17 protein-coding genes and 1 riboswitch are annotated in these 15445 nt (G+C 65.2%); of the genes, 8 read left to right on the top strand and 9 right to left on the bottom strand.

Annotation, left to right across the window (positions count from 1 at the left end; translation table 11 throughout):
* Positions 1-202 precede the first annotated feature (202 nt).
* The 3 genes from XF30_RS35840 to XF30_RS35830 form a co-directional block, all read right to left on the bottom strand.
* Positions 203-1063: a 23S rRNA (adenine(2030)-N(6))-methyltransferase RlmJ gene (locus XF30_RS35840; RefSeq protein WP_109145320.1), complete on the bottom strand. Its 861-nt coding sequence runs from the start codon at positions 1061-1063 to the stop codon at positions 203-205.
* A 123-nt stretch (positions 1064-1186) separates the two neighbouring features.
* On the bottom strand, positions 1187-1879 hold the full coding sequence (locus XF30_RS35835) for a ribonuclease T2 family protein (RefSeq protein ID WP_036009339.1): 693 nt from the start codon (positions 1877-1879) through the stop codon (positions 1187-1189).
* 115 nt (positions 1880-1994) lie between these two features.
* Positions 1995-2456 (bottom strand): hypothetical protein, encoded by a 462-nt coding sequence (locus XF30_RS35830; protein ID WP_036027123.1) that lies wholly within the window; start codon positions 2454-2456, stop codon positions 1995-1997.
* Positions 2457-2639: 183 nt separating this feature from the next.
* Between XF30_RS35830 and XF30_RS35825 the strand changes: the two genes are divergently transcribed.
* Together XF30_RS35825 and XF30_RS35820 are read left to right on the top strand one after the other, a co-directional pair.
* Positions 2640-2939 (top strand): hypothetical protein, encoded by a 300-nt coding sequence (locus XF30_RS35825; protein ID WP_036027125.1) that lies wholly within the window; start codon positions 2640-2642, stop codon positions 2937-2939.
* A 45-nt stretch (positions 2940-2984) separates the two neighbouring features.
* Positions 2985-3515 carry a DUF3617 domain-containing protein gene (locus XF30_RS35820; protein WP_109145319.1) on the top strand — a complete coding sequence of 177 codons (531 nt, stop codon included), beginning with the start codon at positions 2985-2987 and terminating at the stop codon, positions 3513-3515.
* A 170-nt stretch (positions 3516-3685) separates the two neighbouring features.
* Here XF30_RS35820 and XF30_RS35815 read toward each other — a convergent pair whose 3' ends face one another.
* From XF30_RS35815 to XF30_RS35805, 3 genes are read right to left on the bottom strand one after another with little or no spacing between them, the layout of a single operon-like run.
* Positions 3686-5074 carry an ATP-binding protein gene (locus tag XF30_RS35815; RefSeq protein ID WP_025033840.1) on the bottom strand — a complete coding sequence of 463 codons (1389 nt, stop codon included), beginning with the start codon at positions 5072-5074 and terminating at the stop codon, positions 3686-3688.
* Positions 5075-5094: 20 nt separating this feature from the next.
* Entirely contained in the window at positions 5095-5826 is a 732-nt protein-coding gene (locus tag XF30_RS35810) for a response regulator (RefSeq protein WP_057027672.1), read from the bottom strand.
* Positions 5823-6365: a MarR family winged helix-turn-helix transcriptional regulator gene (locus XF30_RS35805; RefSeq protein WP_057027673.1), complete on the bottom strand. Its 543-nt coding sequence runs from the start codon at positions 6363-6365 to the stop codon at positions 5823-5825. The genes XF30_RS35810 and XF30_RS35805 overlap by 4 nt, the downstream gene beginning before the upstream one ends.
* A 337-nt stretch (positions 6366-6702) precedes the next feature.
* On the opposite strand from XF30_RS35805, the gene XF30_RS35800 reads away from it, so the two are divergent.
* The 5 genes from XF30_RS35800 (at position 6703) to XF30_RS35780 (ending at position 11072) form a co-directional block, all read left to right on the top strand.
* Positions 6703-7785, top strand: a complete 1083-nt coding sequence (locus XF30_RS35800; protein WP_109145317.1) for a branched-chain amino acid aminotransferase — start codon at positions 6703-6705, stop codon at positions 7783-7785.
* 303 nt (positions 7786-8088) lie between these two features.
* Complete coding sequence (locus XF30_RS35795) at positions 8089-8613, top strand: YegJ family protein (protein WP_109145316.1); 525 nt, start codon at positions 8089-8091, stop codon at positions 8611-8613.
* 39 nt (positions 8614-8652) lie between these two features.
* Positions 8653-10173: a histidine--tRNA ligase gene (gene hisS / locus XF30_RS35790; RefSeq protein WP_036009357.1), complete on the top strand. Its 1521-nt coding sequence runs from the start codon at positions 8653-8655 to the stop codon at positions 10171-10173.
* A gap of 67 nt (positions 10174-10240) precedes the next feature.
* Positions 10241-10495 (top strand): tautomerase family protein, encoded by a 255-nt coding sequence (locus XF30_RS35785; RefSeq protein WP_275498569.1) that lies wholly within the window; start codon positions 10241-10243, stop codon positions 10493-10495.
* Positions 10496-10679: 184 nt separating this feature from the next.
* A complete protein-coding gene (locus tag XF30_RS35780) occupies positions 10680-11072 on the top strand; it encodes a thioesterase family protein (RefSeq protein WP_036009365.1) in 393 nt (130 codons plus the stop codon).
* 18 nt (positions 11073-11090) lie between these two features.
* Here XF30_RS35780 and XF30_RS35775 read toward each other — a convergent pair whose 3' ends face one another.
* From XF30_RS35775 to XF30_RS35765, 3 genes are all read right to left on the bottom strand, one after another.
* On the bottom strand, positions 11091-12452 hold the full coding sequence (locus tag XF30_RS35775; RefSeq protein ID WP_109145315.1) for an NAD(P)H-dependent oxidoreductase: 1362 nt from the start codon (positions 12450-12452) through the stop codon (positions 11091-11093).
* A 67-nt stretch (positions 12453-12519) separates the two neighbouring features.
* A complete protein-coding gene (gene proC, locus XF30_RS35770; protein WP_109145982.1) occupies positions 12520-13344 on the bottom strand; it encodes a pyrroline-5-carboxylate reductase in 825 nt (274 codons plus the stop codon).
* A 248-nt stretch (positions 13345-13592) separates the two neighbouring features.
* The gene (locus XF30_RS35765) at positions 13593-14093 is read right to left on the bottom strand and encodes a type III secretion system chaperone family protein (RefSeq protein WP_036009392.1); all 501 of its coding nucleotides are present in this window, start codon (positions 14091-14093) and stop codon (positions 13593-13595) included.
* 432 nt (positions 14094-14525) lie between these two features.
* Positions 14526-14685, top strand: a riboswitch (FMN riboswitch).
* Positions 14686-14763: 78 nt separating this feature from the next.
* On the opposite strand from XF30_RS35765, the gene XF30_RS35760 reads away from it, so the two are divergent.
* Positions 14764-15321 (top strand): 6,7-dimethyl-8-ribityllumazine synthase, encoded by a 558-nt coding sequence (locus XF30_RS35760; protein WP_036027167.1) that lies wholly within the window; start codon positions 14764-14766, stop codon positions 15319-15321.
* Positions 15322-15445: the final 124 nt, after the last annotated feature.

Below are 15445 nucleotides of genomic sequence, written 5' to 3'. Positions count from 1 at the left end.
GGAGCTGGCCATCCTTGGACGGACCTGATCGGTCCGGCGGGATCTTTCTTAGGGCCTTCACTCCGCCGCAACCATTCGCGGAAGCGGAACGTAAAGCCAGTCACGGAAATAGCATAATACGGTTCTTTGCAGATTGACTACCGGTCCTGCATATTTTTCCCAAGAATGCCGGAGTGTTACGGCTTGGCGTCAATGCTTGGCGCTAAGGCTTGGGCACCTCCAGCCGGAATCTGGCAGCACCGCCCTGGCCGAGCGGTATTTCCAGCTCCGGCAGAATGGTCTTGAGCTCGCCGTGCAGCGTGTAGGGCGGGTTGACGATCAGGAGACCGGTGGAGGTGAGGGCGGCGCTGTCGGCTTGCGGCGCGACGCTGAATTCGAGGCGCAGGCATTTTCCAGGCGGCTTTGCTGCAGCTGCGAGCCGCGCCACGGTTTGCGCCAGCGTGTCGGTGGCGCGCCGGTTCTTGGCGGGATACCAGATTACGTAGATACCGGTCGGCCATCTCGCGAACGCTGCCGAGAAGGCTTCGCCGAGCCGCTCGAACTCGTCCTTGGCCTCGAAGGGCGGATCGATCAGCACGAGGCCACGCCGCTCCTTCGGCGGCACGAAGGCCGGCAGCGCCACCCAGCCGTCGAGATCGACCACGCGGGCTTGCTCGTCGCGGCGCAGCGCATCGATCAGCGCTTTGCGGGCCTTCGGCTCGAGCTCGCAGGCGACGAGCCGGTCCTGCGGCCTGAGCAGGCCGCGCGCGATCAACGGCGAGCCCGGATAGGCCTTGAGCTCCCCCTTTGGGTTGAAGGCGCGGACGATGTCGAGATAGGGCTTCGTCAGCGCTGCGCTCTCGTTGGACAGGCGCGCCTGCAGCAGCCGCGCGATGCCGGTCAGCCATTCGCCGCCGCGGCGCGCCTCGTCGCTGTCGAGATCGTAGAGGCCGGCGCCGGCGTGGGTGTCGATGACGCGGAACGCTGCCGGCTTGTCCTGCAGATAAGTGAGGATGCGCGCCAGCACGATGTGCTTGATGACATCGGCGAAGCTGCCGGCGTGGAAGGCGTGGCGGTAGTTCATGGCGGAGAGGACTACGTTGTCTGGCGCGATCCTAACCCCTGTCATTGCGAGCGCAGCGAAGCAATCCAGAAATGCGTCCGCGGAGGCACTCTGGATTGCTTCGCTGCGCTCGCAATGACTGAGCTACCCGCCCCTGATCGGCGGCATCGTCACCTGGTCGCGGCGGCAGGCGCGGCGCTCGATCTCGTCGCAGGCGCGAAATTGCAGGTCCTTGCTGAGGCAGATGCGGACCTCGGACAGCCGTGTCCGGTTGCAGGTGACCGAGACGGCGGCATTGCTGAGACCCGGATTGGCCTTGATGAAGGCCTCCTCGACCTCCGCCGGCGCGACGGTCTTGGCCTGCGCCAGATCGAGATATTCGGGCGGGATCTTGATCGCAGCGCGCGCCTTGCGGATCATCTCGAAATAGCCGCGGCCCTCCAGCCCGGAGCAGGTGCCGTGCTTGTCCCATTCGTTGAAGATCAGGCCCGGCGCCGGCATCAAATCGAGCATCGAGGAGACGATGTTGCGGTTCAGCCGCGGCGCCGGGCGCTGGCAATACTCCGGAAAACCGTTCTCGTATTGCGGCCACAGCCCATGTACCACGAAGGCGTAGGGCCGTCCGCCGCATTGCATCTGGGACCGGCCGCCGCGTTCGGCTGCTTCCTCGCAGAACGAGGGCGACCACGACAGCGCCAGCACATAGAAATCGAACTCGCCCGGGGCGTTCTGCCGCTTGTCCTGTGCCTTCGCACCGCCGGCGAGGCTAGCCAACCCCGCAGCAAGAGTGAGCGAGATCATCAAACGGGACAACGAACGCAATCTGGAGTAAAACATGGCGACGCCCCTCAACTAGACTGTGCACACAGCCTAGCAGGCGATGGGAACATTTCAAGAACAAAATTGGAGCTGTCGTCGGCCGGCTGATCAGCCCAGCCAGCCGCTGCTGGAATCAGGGCTTGGCGGCGCGGCACGCCGGATTGTAGGCCCAGTTGCGGTCGACGCCGACGACGCACCATTCGACACCGTTGCCGTAGGAGGCAAAGCCGCCATCCTCGATGATCGAGAAATGCACCTTGCGCGGCTTGCCGTCATTGAGCATGGCCTCGCCGGTGCAATAGCGGCGCGGAATGTTGTCGGACTGCCAGGGCCGGAACGCGGTTTCGCGAACGGCGGAGAAGCCGGTGATCTGCAACGAAGAATTCCAGAACTTGGATTCCTTTTCGGCGAATTCGTGCACGATCCTCGGCAGAGCCCAGTCGCAAGGGGCGACGGCGCCGTCATAGCGCGGCCCGCTCAGCCAGAAATTCAGCTCCAGCGGATTGGCGGCCCTGGCCTCGCCGAGTGACAATGCTCCGAACATGAGGCCGAGCACGGCGGCGAAACGGAGCGATTTCTCGAAGGGGGCGCGCATGATCAATCCGGGCAGCTAAGGTCTTGCGAAGGCCGGACGGTGCCGCGAAGGTTGGAGGAGGTCAAGTGCAGCGCGGCAACACTTCGCAAGGACTTGACCAAGTGTCGCGGCCAACAGGGGTTCGGTTCTTTTCACGTGCGTCGCGGCACCGTAAACTGGCGCCAGCCAATTGGAGTGACGGGAATGCGAATCATTGCGGCCGCGGGCCTTCTTGCCAGCCTGGTTGTCTCAGGCATGATGGCGAGCCAGTCGGCGCGCGCCGATTACGTGCCGCCGTTCAAGGGCAACGACACCGGCGGCATCATCGCCTATTCGATGGCGACCCGGGTCGATGCGCGCCAGGTCGCGGTCGATCATTGCGCCCGCTACGGCAAGGTGGCGAAATTCCTGGCCGTGCAGGGCTATGAGGGCGGCTACATCTCGTTCTCCTGCCGCTGGGTGCCCTATGGCGCCGCCGACCGGCCGATCCGCACACTGTACTGAGGCGCTGTCGTAGCGCCGCACTTCTCTCAGCCGGGAGCTTCCCTCATGACGCGCAAACTCGCTTTGCTCGGCTCGACGCTTTGCCTCGCATTGTCGGCAGGCAGTGCCGGCGCCGACGAACTGCCCCTGCGCAAGGCCGGTCTTTGGGAGATGAAGCTGGTCACATCAGGCTCGCCCGTGCCCGAGATGACCATGCAGCACTGCACCGACGAGACCGTCGACAAGGAGATGAGCAACAACGTCTCCCCGATGGCCAAGCAGATCTGCGCCAAGCAGGAGATCAAGAAGACCGCGACCGGCTATGTCAGCGATTCCGAGTGCAGCGTCGCCGGCGTCAGCACGACCTCGCATGCCGAGATCACCGGAGACTTCAACTCGGCCTACACGGTGAAGACCACTTCGCACGCAAAAGGCGGCGTTGCCGGTGCGGCGGGGCGCGACAGCACCACGACGCTGCAAGCCAAGTGGCTCGGGGCCTGCAAGCCGGATCAGAAGCCCGGTGACATCGTCATGCCCGGCGGCTTCAAGATGAACACGCGCGACATGGACAAGCTGAAGGCGCTGCTGCCGAAGTAGGTGTACTCTTTCCCTCTCCCCTTGTGGGAGAGGGTGGATCGCCGCAAAGCGGCGAGACGGGTGAGGGGTTTCTCTCCGCGAATTCAATGAGGCTTGGACGCGCGGAGAGATACCCCTCATCCGGCGCTTCGCGCCACCTTCTCCCGCAAGGGGAGAAGGGAAGACCCCACCTACACCGGTATCCGCACGCTCGCCCTCAATCCTCCCATCGGGCTGTCACCGAGCGTGATGTCACCGCCATGGGAGCGGGCGATGTCGCGGGCGATCGCGAGCCCCAGGCCGGTGCCGCCTTCGTCCTGGTTGCGGGCGTTGTCCAGCCGCAGGAACGGCTTGAACACCTCTTCGCGCAAGTGCGCGGGAATGCCCGGGCCGTCGTCATCGACGGTGACGGTCAAATAACGGTGATCGCGCTGGCCGGTGATGGCGATGTTCTTGCCGTAGCGCGCCGCGTTGGTGACGAGGTTGGCGAGGCAGCGCTTGAACGAGGCCGGCTTCACCGTCACCACGGGCAGGCCGTTGAAGGCGACGGTCGCGGTATGGCCGTGACGTTCGGCATCGCTGCGCAGCTCCTCGAGTGCCTGCGCCATGTCGGTCGGCTGCGACTGTTCGCCGGAATCGCCGCGGGCAAACGCGAGGTAATCCTCCAGCATCATCGACATCTCGTCGACGTCCTTGCGCATGCCCTCGAGCTCGGGACTGTCGCCGATCAGTGCCAGCTCGAGCTTGAAGCGGGTCAGGATGGTGCGCAGATCGTGGCTGACGCCGGCGAGCATCGCGGTGCGCTGCTCCATCGTGCGCTCGATGCGCGATTTCATCTCCAGGAAGGCGACGGCCGCGCGCCGCACCTCGCGCGCGCCGCGGGGGCGGAAATTCGGGGCCTCGCGGCCCTTGCCGAAACTCTCGGCGGCATCGGCGAGGCGCAGGATCGGCTTGATCTGGTTGCGCAGGAACAGCACCGCGACGATCAACAGGATCGAGGACGTGCCGACCATCCAGAACAGGAAGATCTCCGAGTTCGAGGCATAGGCGGCGCTGCGCTGCGCGAACACGCGCATCACGGCGTCGTCGAGCTGGATGCGGATCTCGACCAGGTTGGAGCGGCCGACCGTGTCGATCCAGAACGAGCGGCCGATCTGGCGGCCGAGCTGCACCGACAGCGTCTGGTCGAGCAGCGAGAAGAACGGTTTTGGTCCCGGCGGCGGCATGTCGCCGGCAGGCAGGAAATCGACGACGAGGCCGAGCCGCTGCTGCGCGATGCGGCGGATCTCGTTGCGGTCCTTATCTTGCGGATAGCCCTTGTAGACGTCGATCAGTGCGGCGATGTCCTGAACCACTGCGGCCGACAGGCGGCGCGTCACCGTGTTCCAGTGCCGCTCCATGAACACGAAAGCGACGACCGATTGCAGGATCACCATCGGCACGATCATGATGAGGAGCGCGCGGGCGTAGAGGCCGGTCGGCATCCAGCCCTTGAACGCGTTGCCCATCCAGCCGTTGGCGGCCGAGACGCGGCCGGCGGCGCTCTTCAGCAGCGTCAGGCCGGTATCGATCGTGCTCATCTGGCGCGCTTCACTGCGGTTCAGGGCGAGGCCACCAGGCGGTAGCCGATGCCGCGCACCGCCTGCAGGAACAGCGGATTGGCGGGATCGGTCTCGATCTTGCGCCGGAGGCGGTTGATCTGCACGTCGACGGCGCGCTCGTTGACGGTGCCATTGCCGGTCAGCGCGCTGCGCGGCACGGTCTCGCCCGGCGTCTCCGCGAGAATCCGCAGCATCTCGCGCTCGCGGTCGGTGAGGTGGATGACCTCCTCGCCCTGGCGCAATTCGCCGCGTTCGAGATGGTAGACATAGGGGCCGAAGGCGATCTTCTCGATCGTCGTGGCCTGCGGCGGCGGCGCGGCGCGCTTGAGGATGTTGTTGATGCGCAGCGCCAGCTCGCGCGGTTCGAACGGTTTTGCGACGTAATCGTCGGCGCCGATCTGCAGGCCCTCGATGCGGGCTTCCGCCTCGTGGCGCGCCGTCAGCATCACGATCGGCACCGACGACGAGGTGCGGATGAAGCGGGCGAGGTCGAAGCCGGTCTCGCCGGGCATCATGACGTCGAGGATCAGGAGATCGAAATGCAGGCCCATCAGCTTCGAGCGCGCATCGCCGGCGCTCGCCGCGGTGGTGACGCGGTAGCCTTCACTTGCAAGAAAGCGCGAGAGCAGGTCGCGGATGCGGCGGTCGTCGTCGACCAGCAAGAGATGCGGGGCATCGTCGGCCGGTTGCACCGGCGGGCGGGCGAGCGTGGCAGCGAGCGGCACGGTCACTCCTTGGCGTCTTGTTTGACGGAAGCGAAGATCGTCTCCAGCACCTTGTCCGGGTCGTCGCGGTCGATCATCGCGCGCAGGAATCGCTTGACCGTCTCGGCGTCCTGCGGACCCATCTCCGCGAGCGCCCTGGTGATCCGCGTGGTCTGCAGCCCGGCGAGCTTCTGCACCAGCGCCTCGCCCTTCGGCGTCGCGTAGAGCAGGCGCTGGCGACGATCGTTGTCGCCGGTCTTCTGCACGATATAACCCTCGTCCAGGAGCTGCTTCAGCACCCGGCCGAGCGACTGTTTGGTGATGCGCAGGACGTCGAGCAGGTCGGCGACCTTGAGCCCGGGATAGCGGTAGACGAAATGCATGACCCGGTGATGGGCCCGGCCGAAGCCGAACGCCTCCAGCTCCTGGTCGGGATCGCCGACGAAATCGCGATAGGCGAAGAACAGCAGCTCGATGATATCCCAGCGCAAATTGCCTCCATCGCCTGCGGCCGGCCGGGGCGCGGCAGCGTCTTGAGAAGGAGTCGCGAAATTTATGTCAGGCATATTGACGTATCTTGGGTTCAATGTTACAAAACGATCGACCCGCACGAAATTTTAGATCGTTTCGCGCCGGGTGGCATCGGAGCAGGACGGCCGGAGAGAGCCGGACAGGCGGCGACGGCCGAAGCAGATCTACCGTGCGATTGTCGAGCGGCATTTCGGCAAAACATACTGGACTTCCGCCTTCCGCAAAAGCATGTCCTCGATGACATGCTGGCTGCGGAAACCGGCCGTAACATGGCTGGCGGCGGTCCGGCCAGAAACCAATCAAGCCAGCCGGGCCCGAACGGGCAGGCGGGCGCGAGAAACAGCGCCGCCACCGGCAGCGGGAGGCAAGGACATGAGCATGACATTCGACATCCAGCCCGCATCCAATCCGACGCCCGAGAAGGACCGCGTCGCCAAGCTGGTGGATCCCGGCTTCGGGCGGGTCTTCACCGATCACATGGCAATCGTCCGCTACAACCAGGCCAAGGGCGGCTGGTACGAGGCGAAAATCGAGGCGCGCGCCAACTTCCAGCTCGATCCCGCCGGCGCGGTCCTGCACTACGCCCAGGAGATCTTCGAAGGCCTGAAGGCCTACAAGCGCGACGATGGCGGGGTGAACCTGTTCCGTCCCGACGCCAATGCGCGCCGCTTCAAGGACTCGGCCGATCGCATGGCGATGGCGCAGCTGCCCGAAGACGTCTTCATCGAGGCGGTCGAGCAGGTCGTGCGCATCGACCGCGCCTGGATGCCGGGCGGCGAGGGCAGCCTTTACCTGCGTCCGTTCATGATCGCGAGCGAGACCTTCCTCGGCGTCAAGCCGTCGTCCGAATACATCTTTGCGGTGATCGCCTCGCCGGTCGGCTCCTACTTCAAGGGCGGGCCCGCGCCGGTCTCGATCTGGGTGTCGGAGAACTACACGCGCGCCGCGATCGGCGGCACCGGCGCGGTCAAATGCGGCGGCAATTACGCCGCGAGTCTGCGCGCCCAGGCCGAGGCGATCCAGCACGGCTGCGACCAGGTCGTCTTCCTTGACGCGGTCGAGCGCCGCTACATCGAGGAGCTCGGCGGCATGAACGTGTTCTTCGTGTTCGACGACGGCTCGCTGTCGACGCCGCCGCTCGGCACCATCCTGCCCGGCATCACCCGCGACTCCATTATCACGCTCGCCCGCGACGCCGGCAAGACGGTGCGCGAAGAACCCTATACGCTCGAGCAGTGGCGCAAGGACGCGGCCTCAGGCAGGCTGAAGGAAGCCTTCGCCTGCGGCACCGCCGCGGTGATCTCGCCGATCGGCAAGGTGCGCTCGGTCAGCGGCGATTTCGACATCTCGGGCGGCGCCGCCGGCCCCGTCGCCATGGGCCTGCGCAAGCAGCTCGTCGACATCCAGTACGGCCGCACCAACGATCCCCACGACTGGATCCGCAAGGTGTTTTGATCACCCTCCCCTGGAGGGGTCCGGGACGAGCGTAGCTCGCCCGTGGGTCGATCGCGCGCAGCGCGAGCGGGGTGGGGTGATCTCTCAACACGGGCAGTGTTCGATGTGGAGACCCTCACCCCATCCCGTCTCTCATCTTCGCTACGCTCAGATGCGAGCCGACCACGGGCGAGCTACGCTCGTCCCGGGCCCCCTCCAGGGGAGGGTAAAAAGCGCAACGTTTGTGGCTTATTGCGCACTGAACGTGCTGCTGCCGACGTGCGACAAAGCCAGGACACAACAAGCGTCCCGGACATCGCGATCATGGCAACAAAGCTCTCCCAACCCATGAAATGGGTCGTTCTCGCCGCCATCACCGGCGTTTGCGTTTTCGGCATCCTGACCGTCGGCCCGACGCACGAGGTTGCTGCGCAAGACCGCTCGCCGATCGTCGATGTGCGCACCGGCGATCCCGAGATGAACACCGCGATCGCTCGCGCCCGCGGCTCGCTGCCGACCTTCTGGGCCTCCTATGAATCGCCCAAGCCGTCCGAGTCTGGTCACGCTTTGAAGGTGCGCTTTACGACCCGCAAGGGCGGGGAGCACATCTGGATCGGTGAGGTGAAGAAGCTGCCCGACGGGACCTTGACCGGCGTCTTCGCCAACGAGCCGCGCGATCTGCCGGGCAAGCGAGCCGGCGATAAGGTCAAGTTCGCGGAGGCCGACATCTCGGACTGGATGTTCATGCGCAACGGCAAGATCGTCGGCGGCGAGACCATCAAGCCGACGCTGAAATCGCTGCCGAAGGCCGACGCGGACGCGCTCCGGGCGCGAATCGAGCAGCCGTAGGGCAGTTGCCGCCCCGCGCCGCGGCTGGTAAACGCCCGCATGGCCGAGAAACCCAAAAAACCCCAGAAACTGAAGGCGCGCCTGCCGCGCGGGCTCGAGGATCGCGACCCTGCCGCGATCCGGGCGACGCGCGAGATGGTCGAAAAGATCCGCGCCGTCTACGAACTCTACGGTTTCGAGCCGGTGGAAACGCCGGCGATGGAATACACCGACGCGCTCGGCAAATTCCTGCCCGACCAGGATCGCCCCAACGAGGGCGTGTTCTCGTTCCAGGACGACGACGAGCAATGGATCAGCCTGCGCTACGATCTCACTGCGCCGCTGGCCCGCTACGTCGGTGAGCGCTACGGCACCGACGGTCTGGTGCTGCCCTATCGCAGCTACCGCGTTGGCTACGTCTTCCGCAACGAGAAGCCCGGCCCCGGCCGCTTCCGCCAGTTCATGCAGTTCGATGCCGACACCGTCGGCTCGGCGACGCCGGCGGCGGACGCCGAGATCTGCATGATGGCGGCGGACACGATGGAGGCGCTCGGCATCGCGCGCGGCCAGTACGTGGTGAAGGTGAACAACCGCAAGGTGCTCGACGGCGTTCTGGAAGCCATTGGCCTCGCTGGTGAGGACAATGCGGCGCGCCGACTGACCGTTCTGCGCGCGATCGACAAGCTCGACAAGTTTTCCGCCGATGAAGTGCGCAAGCTGCTCGGTCCCGGACGCTGGGATGGCGGGGAGGAAGGCAAGGGCGACTTCACCAAAGGCGCCAATTTGAGTGCGGCGGAAGCCGATGTTGTTCTCGCCATCACCAAGCCGCGCGAGGATTGGAGAGAAGCAATTGCCGCGGCAGAAACCTATCTCGCCAAGAGCGAAGTCGGTCAGGCCGGCGTCAGCGAGCTGGAAGAGATTGCAAAACTGGTCACGGCCTCGGGCTATGGTGCGGATCGTATCAAGATCGATCCCTCGGTCGTGCGCGGCCTCGAATATTACACCGGTCCCGTCTACGAGGTCGAACTCCTGCTCGATACCAAGGACGAGAAGGGCCGCCCGGTGCGCTTCGGCTCGGTCGGTGGCGGCGGGCGTTATGACGGCCTCGTCTCGCGCTTCCGCGGCGAGCCGGTGCCGGCAACCGGCTTCTCGATTGGCGTATCGCGGCTGCAGGCCGCGCTGACGCTGCTCGGCAAGCTCGACACGCGGCCCGAATTCGGCCCGGTCGTCGTCACCGTGTTCGACCGCGACCGCGTGGCCGACTACCAGAAGATGGTCGCGAGCTTGCGTACCGCGGGCATCCGCGCCGAGCTCTATCTGGGCAACCCGAAGAACATGGGCAACCAGCTCAAATATGCCGATCGCCGCAACTCACCTTGCGTCATCATCCAGGGCTCGGATGAAAAGGCGCGCGGCGAAGTGCAGGTCAAGGACCTGATCGAGGGCGCCAAGGCGGCCGCTGCGATCGCCTCCAACCAGGAATGGCGCGAGACCCGGCCGGCGCAGTTCTCGTGCAGCGAAGCCGATCTCGTCGCAAAAGTGCGCGAGGTCCTGGGCCGCCATGACGTGAAGTGGGGCTAGCTATTCGCAGGCCGCGTCATGCCCGGGCTTGTCCCGGGCATCCACGTCTTGTTTGATAGAAGAGAACGTGGATGGCCGGGACAAGCCCGGCCATGACGACAGCAGCAGGGAGAGAACAATGCCTGAGATCACCATCAGCATGGCCGAAGGCCGTACCGACGAGCAGAAGGCCGGCATGATGCGCGACATCACCCAGGCGCTGGTGAAGAATCTCGGCGTCGATGCCGATGCCGTCGTCATCCAGATCAACGAAGCCCCGCTCCGTCACAAGATGAAGGGCGGCAAGACCTTCGTGGAGCGTGCGGCGGCGGCGAAGAAGTAGCGGTCGACGGTTCTGCATTCACCGCTGTCGTCCCCGCGAAGGCGGGACCCATAACCACAGGGAGTGGTATTGGGCCAGCTGGTAACTCCGAGCCTTCGCCAAACTTGATCCTGTGGTAATGGGTCCCGGATCTGCGCGCGCTTAAGGCGCGCTTGTCCGGGACGACACTGAGTGTAAGGGGTCCATGGACGCACGCGACTTCATCACAACAGGCATGAGCGCCGAGCGCACGCTGGTGGTCCCGGTGGAGCGCACCGTCGGGCATTTCGTGTCAGGCATGCCTTTTGTCTACGCGACGCCGATGATGATCCTGGAGATGGAGATGGCATCGGGTGATGCGATCCGCTCAGCGCTTCAGCCGGGCTGGGTCACTGTCGGTACCGAGGTCGACATCCGCCATCTTGCCGCCGCGCTCGTCGGTGCGACCGTGCGGACCACTGCAAAGGTGGTCGCGGTCGAGCGCCGCGTCATTCGCTTCGAGGTTGAGGCATTCGAGGGCCCGCGCAAGCTCGGCGAAGGCCGCCACGCCCGCGGGCTCGTCAATGTCGAGATGTTCAACAAGCGGCTCGGGGCTTAACGCGGCTGTGGATTTCGCCTAATCCACCTTCCGCGCTTTTGGAGACGAATACGACGTTTCCTGCTCCCTGCGGAGACGCACGGCAGACAGCCTCTCGTCAATCGCCACATCCGCCCAGGTGATGCACGTGTCTTTGGCTACCGCCTTGGTCAATCGCACATTGTGCGCAAGCCCGAGTGGCAGATAGCGCTTTTCAAGGGAGGTGCTGGCGGGCGTCAGTTTGCCGAAGACGGTGTAGCCGCCTTCTCCGTCGAGCATGTCTCCCTCGCGCAAGTCCTTCTTGGCTGTGGCAGCAACATCGGCGTTGAACGTCGTGGCGACGCCTGTCGCCTCATTGCGCAGAGCGATCGAGGCAACTGAAATTCCAAGCTCCAGCCCTATGAGATGCCACTTCTTGTAGGAGCTCATGTAACGACCGCTCGGATCGGTGACGACGCTGTATTCCTGGAAACAGTTGCGGATGTAATCGCTGTCGCCTTCGAAACAGACCCACACGCCCTTGCGGATGTCGTTGGGGATGGGCCTGCCTTCGGCCGTCAGGCAGGATACGACCTCGACCTGGCCCTTGGATTCCAGGATGCCGCCCTCCGAACGGGGGCGCATCAGCGTGGGGATGTCGTCGACCGATCCCGGTGGGAATGCAAGGCCATGCGAGGGCGCCTCCAGGCCGGTTGCGTTCGCGATCGCGGCAGATTCAATCGCAGGCTTGGAGCCGTCGAGGAACGCGTTGAACATTTTTGGATTCATGCCCCCGCGCGCAGCTTGCTCTGCAGACAATCCCCAGTGATCCCAGACCGTTTCGGGCGTCGATTCCCGGTAATGCGGCAGCCATTTGTGGCCACGGCCCGCTGCCACGACGGGAAAACCGCAGGCCCTCGCCCAATCTACGAGGTCGCAAGCGAGAGCCGGCTGATCGCCATAGGCCAGGCTGTAGATCAGGCCGGCCTGCCTGGCTCTCTGCGCGAGGATCGGTCCGCAGAAGGCGTCGGCTTCGACGGTCACGTTGATGACGGCCTTGCCTGCAGAAAAGGCGCCGAGGCAGTGCTCGACCGCCGCGACAGGATTGCCGGTGCACTCTGCGATCACCTCGATGCCTTCGCACTTCACAAGCGCTTCCCAATCGTCGGTCAGGAAGGTCGTGCCGTACTTGAGAGCATCCCCGAGTGAGGTCGCGGCGAACTGCTCCGGGCGCCACCCCACCCGGTACAGGTTTTCGCGGGCACGCGATGGGGACAGGTCAGCAATTCCAACGAGATGGACGCCCGGCGTACGCAGGACTTGATGGAGATACATTGCGCCGAACTTGCCCGCCCCGATCAGTCCGATTTTGATGGGGCGCCGCTCGGCCTGTCGTTCGAGAAGTTTCGCGTAGAGGTTCACGATTGCTCTCCCTATCGGCAACGACCGGGATCGCCGCGCATTCGGCCGCCGAAGCGCTCTGATCCGTCTACTTCGCCAATTCCTTCGACCGCTGCGTGGCCGCGGCGATGGCGCGGATCATGAGTTCGCGCAGGCCCGGCTCGCCCATCAGCACACTGAGCGCGGCGGCCGTGGTGCCGCCGGGCGAGGTGACGTTCTGGCGCAGGGCGCTGGACGGCAGCTCCGACTGGTGCAGCAGCTCGCCGGAGCCGGCGACGGTCTCGCGGGCGAGCTTGGTCGCCAGCGCCTCCGGCAATCCCGCTTCGACGCCGGCGCGGGCGAGCTCTTCGGCGAGCAGGAACACATAGGCCGGGCCCGAGCCGGACACGGCGGTGACCGCGTCCATCAATCCTTCATCCTCGACCCATTCGACCGAGCCGGTGGCGCGCAGCAGCGCATCCGCCACCGCGCGCTGCGCGGCGCTGACGTTGTTCGCGGCAACAGCGACGGTGATGCCGCGGCCGATCGCTGCCGGCGTGTTCGGCATCGCGCGCACCACGGCGCCGCCACAGACCTCTTGGAGCAAGGCGATCGTGGTGCCTGCCATGATCGAGACCACCGACGTCTTGTCCGAGACGAACGGCTTCAGCTTGGCGCCGGCCTCGCGGAACATCTGCGGCTTCACCGCCACGACCAGCGTCTCGACAGCGCCTGCGGTCTTCACATCAGGATTGAGCACGACGCCCTTGGCGGCCAGCGCGGAGATCTCGGGCGCAATGTGCGGCTCGATCACCGCGACGCGGCGCGGATCGAGCCCGCCCGAAAGCCATCCGGTCAGCATCGCGCCGCCCATCTTGCCGGCGCCGGCGAGCAGGATGGTGCCGGTGATGTTTTGAAGAGGGTTGTTTGCCATCGCCGTTGCCACGTGTTTGCTGTCATCCCCGCCTAGTGCGCAATTGCGCACGGGGGGCGGGGATCCCTGCGCGAGCGATTGCTCGTCACATAACCACAGGCGGTTCTAGTGGATCGAGGTGTCGGCAACAAGCCGCGTGCCACAAGTGGCCATCACGCGGTATGGATCCCGGATCGGCGCGCGCTTTGGGCGCGCTTGTCCGGGATGACGTAGGGAGCGAGCTGCCGCCCTTGCGCCTTGGGAAGGCCCTACGCCTCCCCCACCGTATCGAACATCGCCGCGTCCATCGCCTCCGCCGTGCTCTTGCCGGCCCACACCACGAACTGGAACGCCGGGAAGTAGCGCTCGCAGGCATGAATGGCGCCGGCGAGCATGACCTCGCATTGCGCGGGCGAGGCGGTAAGGCCGCCCGGCAGCACCAGGGCCTGGCGGTGCATCACCATGCCGGTGGTGGTCCACAGGTCGAAATGGCCGACCCACAGCTGCTCGTTGACGGCGGCGACGAGCCGCTGCACCTCGCCGCGGCGCGCGGGCGGAATCTTCATGTCGAAGGCGCAGGCCAGATGCAGCGCCTCGATCTCGCCCATCCAGGTAAAGGAGAGCTGGTAGTCGGTCCATTGTCCCTTGGAGACAATCGTGAGCTCGTCCTCGCCGGAGCGTTCGAACGGCCAGTTGTTGCTGGCGGCGATGTCCTCGACCACCGCGAGCGGATGGTTTCTGGAATCGATAGTGCCTTCGAGCAGGGACATGCCGTCTCGACCTCTTGCCTTCTTGTTGTCTTTGATACGCACGCGGTTGGGCCCGGCGCGCACTCCCTAAAACGTCGCTGCGGCGTCCCTCGGATCAGCCTTTGCAATCCCCTCGGAGTCGCTGTTGCGATCCTCGGATCAGCGCGGGCCTGTCGCGGATCAAGTGATGTGATTTGCGGAATCTGCGCAACGGGGTCGCGAGTCCGTCCACAAGCCAGGACTCGTTCGTCCACAGCTCATCTCCGCCACAATTCTTAACGGACGAGAACAAACCGGAATCGGATTCGGCAAAAAAGCTCGCCGCAAATTCCGTGGGGCGAGGGCCGAACCGCCGCCGCGGCATGGGACCATGCGCTTGGCCCATGCGGAACACGCTTGCCGCGACTGCCCGGCGGCGGCATATTTCCTGATAGGCCGTTCATCCCGGACGGCCGATGTTCTCAGGGCGGGGTGAAAGTCCCCACCGGCGGTAAGGGTCGACAGGCCCAAGCCCGCGAGCGCCTTCCGCAAGGGTTTATCCCGAACGGAAGGGTCAGCAGATTCGGTGCAACTCCGAAGCCGACGGTTAAAGTCCGGATGAAAGAGAACGGTCGCTGGCAGACGCATCGAGACGATGCGGCTGTTTGTCGTTCCGTGTGCCCTGATTCTGGTCCTTAAACCGAGGAAAGCCATGAATCAGATGCTGCAAGACCCCCAAACCGAAACGTCCCAAACGCCGCCGCCGGTTCCCGTGGATCCGGCCCCTGCGCATCCGCGCTTCGCGAAGCCGCAGCGGGTGGCCTTCGTGCAGGCCTGCTGGCACCGCGACGTGGTCGCGGAAGCCCGCATCGCCTTCATGAAGGAGGCAGAAGCCCGCCACCTCACCCATGTCGACGTGTTCGAGGTGCCGGGCTCGTTCGAGATCCCGCTGCACGCGCAGGTCCTCGCCAAGACGCGGCGCTACACCGCGATCGTCGCGGCTGGTCTCGTCGTCGACGGCGGCATCTACCGCCACGAATTCGTCGCCGACACCGTGATCAAGGCGCTGATGGACGTGCAGCTGCGCACGGAGGTGCCGGTGTTCTCGGCCGTGCTGACGCCGCAGCAATTCCACGAGACCGAGGTGCACTACGATTTCTTCCGCAAGCACTTTGCGATCAAGGGCGTCGAGGTCGCGACCGCCTGCGCGGAGACGTTGCACGGCCTGGAGCGCCTGCGCGGCCAGGTCGCAGCGGGGATCGTGGGGTAGTAAGGGCCGGAAGGACCGTGCACTCCCTCGCCCCGCTTGCGGGGAGAGGGTGGGGTGAGGGGGAGTCTCCGCGGGGACGGTGAGAGTTGGACTCGCGGAGAGCCCCCTCACCCGGATTGCATCT

This window comes from Bradyrhizobium sp. SUTN9-2 (assembly GCF_003122645.1).
In the GTDB taxonomy this organism is placed as follows: domain Bacteria; phylum Pseudomonadota; class Alphaproteobacteria; order Rhizobiales; family Xanthobacteraceae; genus Bradyrhizobium; species Bradyrhizobium yuanmingense.
The sequence above is the reverse complement of the archived record's forward strand: the minus strand, read 5'-3'. Positions and strand labels throughout refer to the sequence as shown.

What these genes read in the sequence shown, in the direction of transcription:
- XF30_RS35840 (WP_109145320.1), bottom strand. Translation starts at nt 1,063, where the DNA reads ATGAACTACCGCCACGCCTTCCACGCCGGCAGCTTCGCCGATGTCATC.
- XF30_RS35835 (WP_036009339.1), bottom strand. Translation starts at nt 1,879, where the DNA reads ATGTTTTACTCCAGATTGCGTTCGTTGTCCCGTTTGATGATCTCGCTC.
- XF30_RS35830 (WP_036027123.1), bottom strand. Translation starts at nt 2,456, where the DNA reads ATGCGCGCCCCCTTCGAGAAATCGCTCCGTTTCGCCGCCGTGCTCGGC.
- XF30_RS35825 (WP_036027125.1), top strand. Translation starts at nt 2,640, where the DNA reads ATGCGAATCATTGCGGCCGCGGGCCTTCTTGCCAGCCTGGTTGTCTCA.
- XF30_RS35820 (WP_109145319.1), top strand. Translation starts at nt 2,985, where the DNA reads ATGACGCGCAAACTCGCTTTGCTCGGCTCGACGCTTTGCCTCGCATTG.
- XF30_RS35815 (WP_025033840.1), bottom strand. Translation starts at nt 5,074, where the DNA reads ATGAGCACGATCGATACCGGCCTGACGCTGCTGAAGAGCGCCGCCGGC.
- XF30_RS35805 (WP_057027673.1), bottom strand. Translation starts at nt 6,365, where the DNA reads ATGCCTGACATAAATTTCGCGACTCCTTCTCAAGACGCTGCCGCGCCC.
- XF30_RS35800 (WP_109145317.1), top strand. Translation starts at nt 6,703, where the DNA reads ATGAGCATGACATTCGACATCCAGCCCGCATCCAATCCGACGCCCGAG.
- XF30_RS35795 (WP_109145316.1), top strand. Translation starts at nt 8,089, where the DNA reads ATGGCAACAAAGCTCTCCCAACCCATGAAATGGGTCGTTCTCGCCGCC.
- hisS (WP_036009357.1), top strand. Translation starts at nt 8,653, where the DNA reads ATGGCCGAGAAACCCAAAAAACCCCAGAAACTGAAGGCGCGCCTGCCG.
- XF30_RS35780 (WP_036009365.1), top strand. Translation starts at nt 10,680, where the DNA reads ATGGACGCACGCGACTTCATCACAACAGGCATGAGCGCCGAGCGCACG.
- proC (WP_109145982.1), bottom strand. Translation starts at nt 13,344, where the DNA reads ATGGCAAACAACCCTCTTCAAAACATCACCGGCACCATCCTGCTCGCC.
- XF30_RS35765 (WP_036009392.1), bottom strand. Translation starts at nt 14,093, where the DNA reads ATGTCCCTGCTCGAAGGCACTATCGATTCCAGAAACCATCCGCTCGCG.
- XF30_RS35760 (WP_036027167.1), top strand. Translation starts at nt 14,764, where the DNA reads ATGAATCAGATGCTGCAAGACCCCCAAACCGAAACGTCCCAAACGCCG.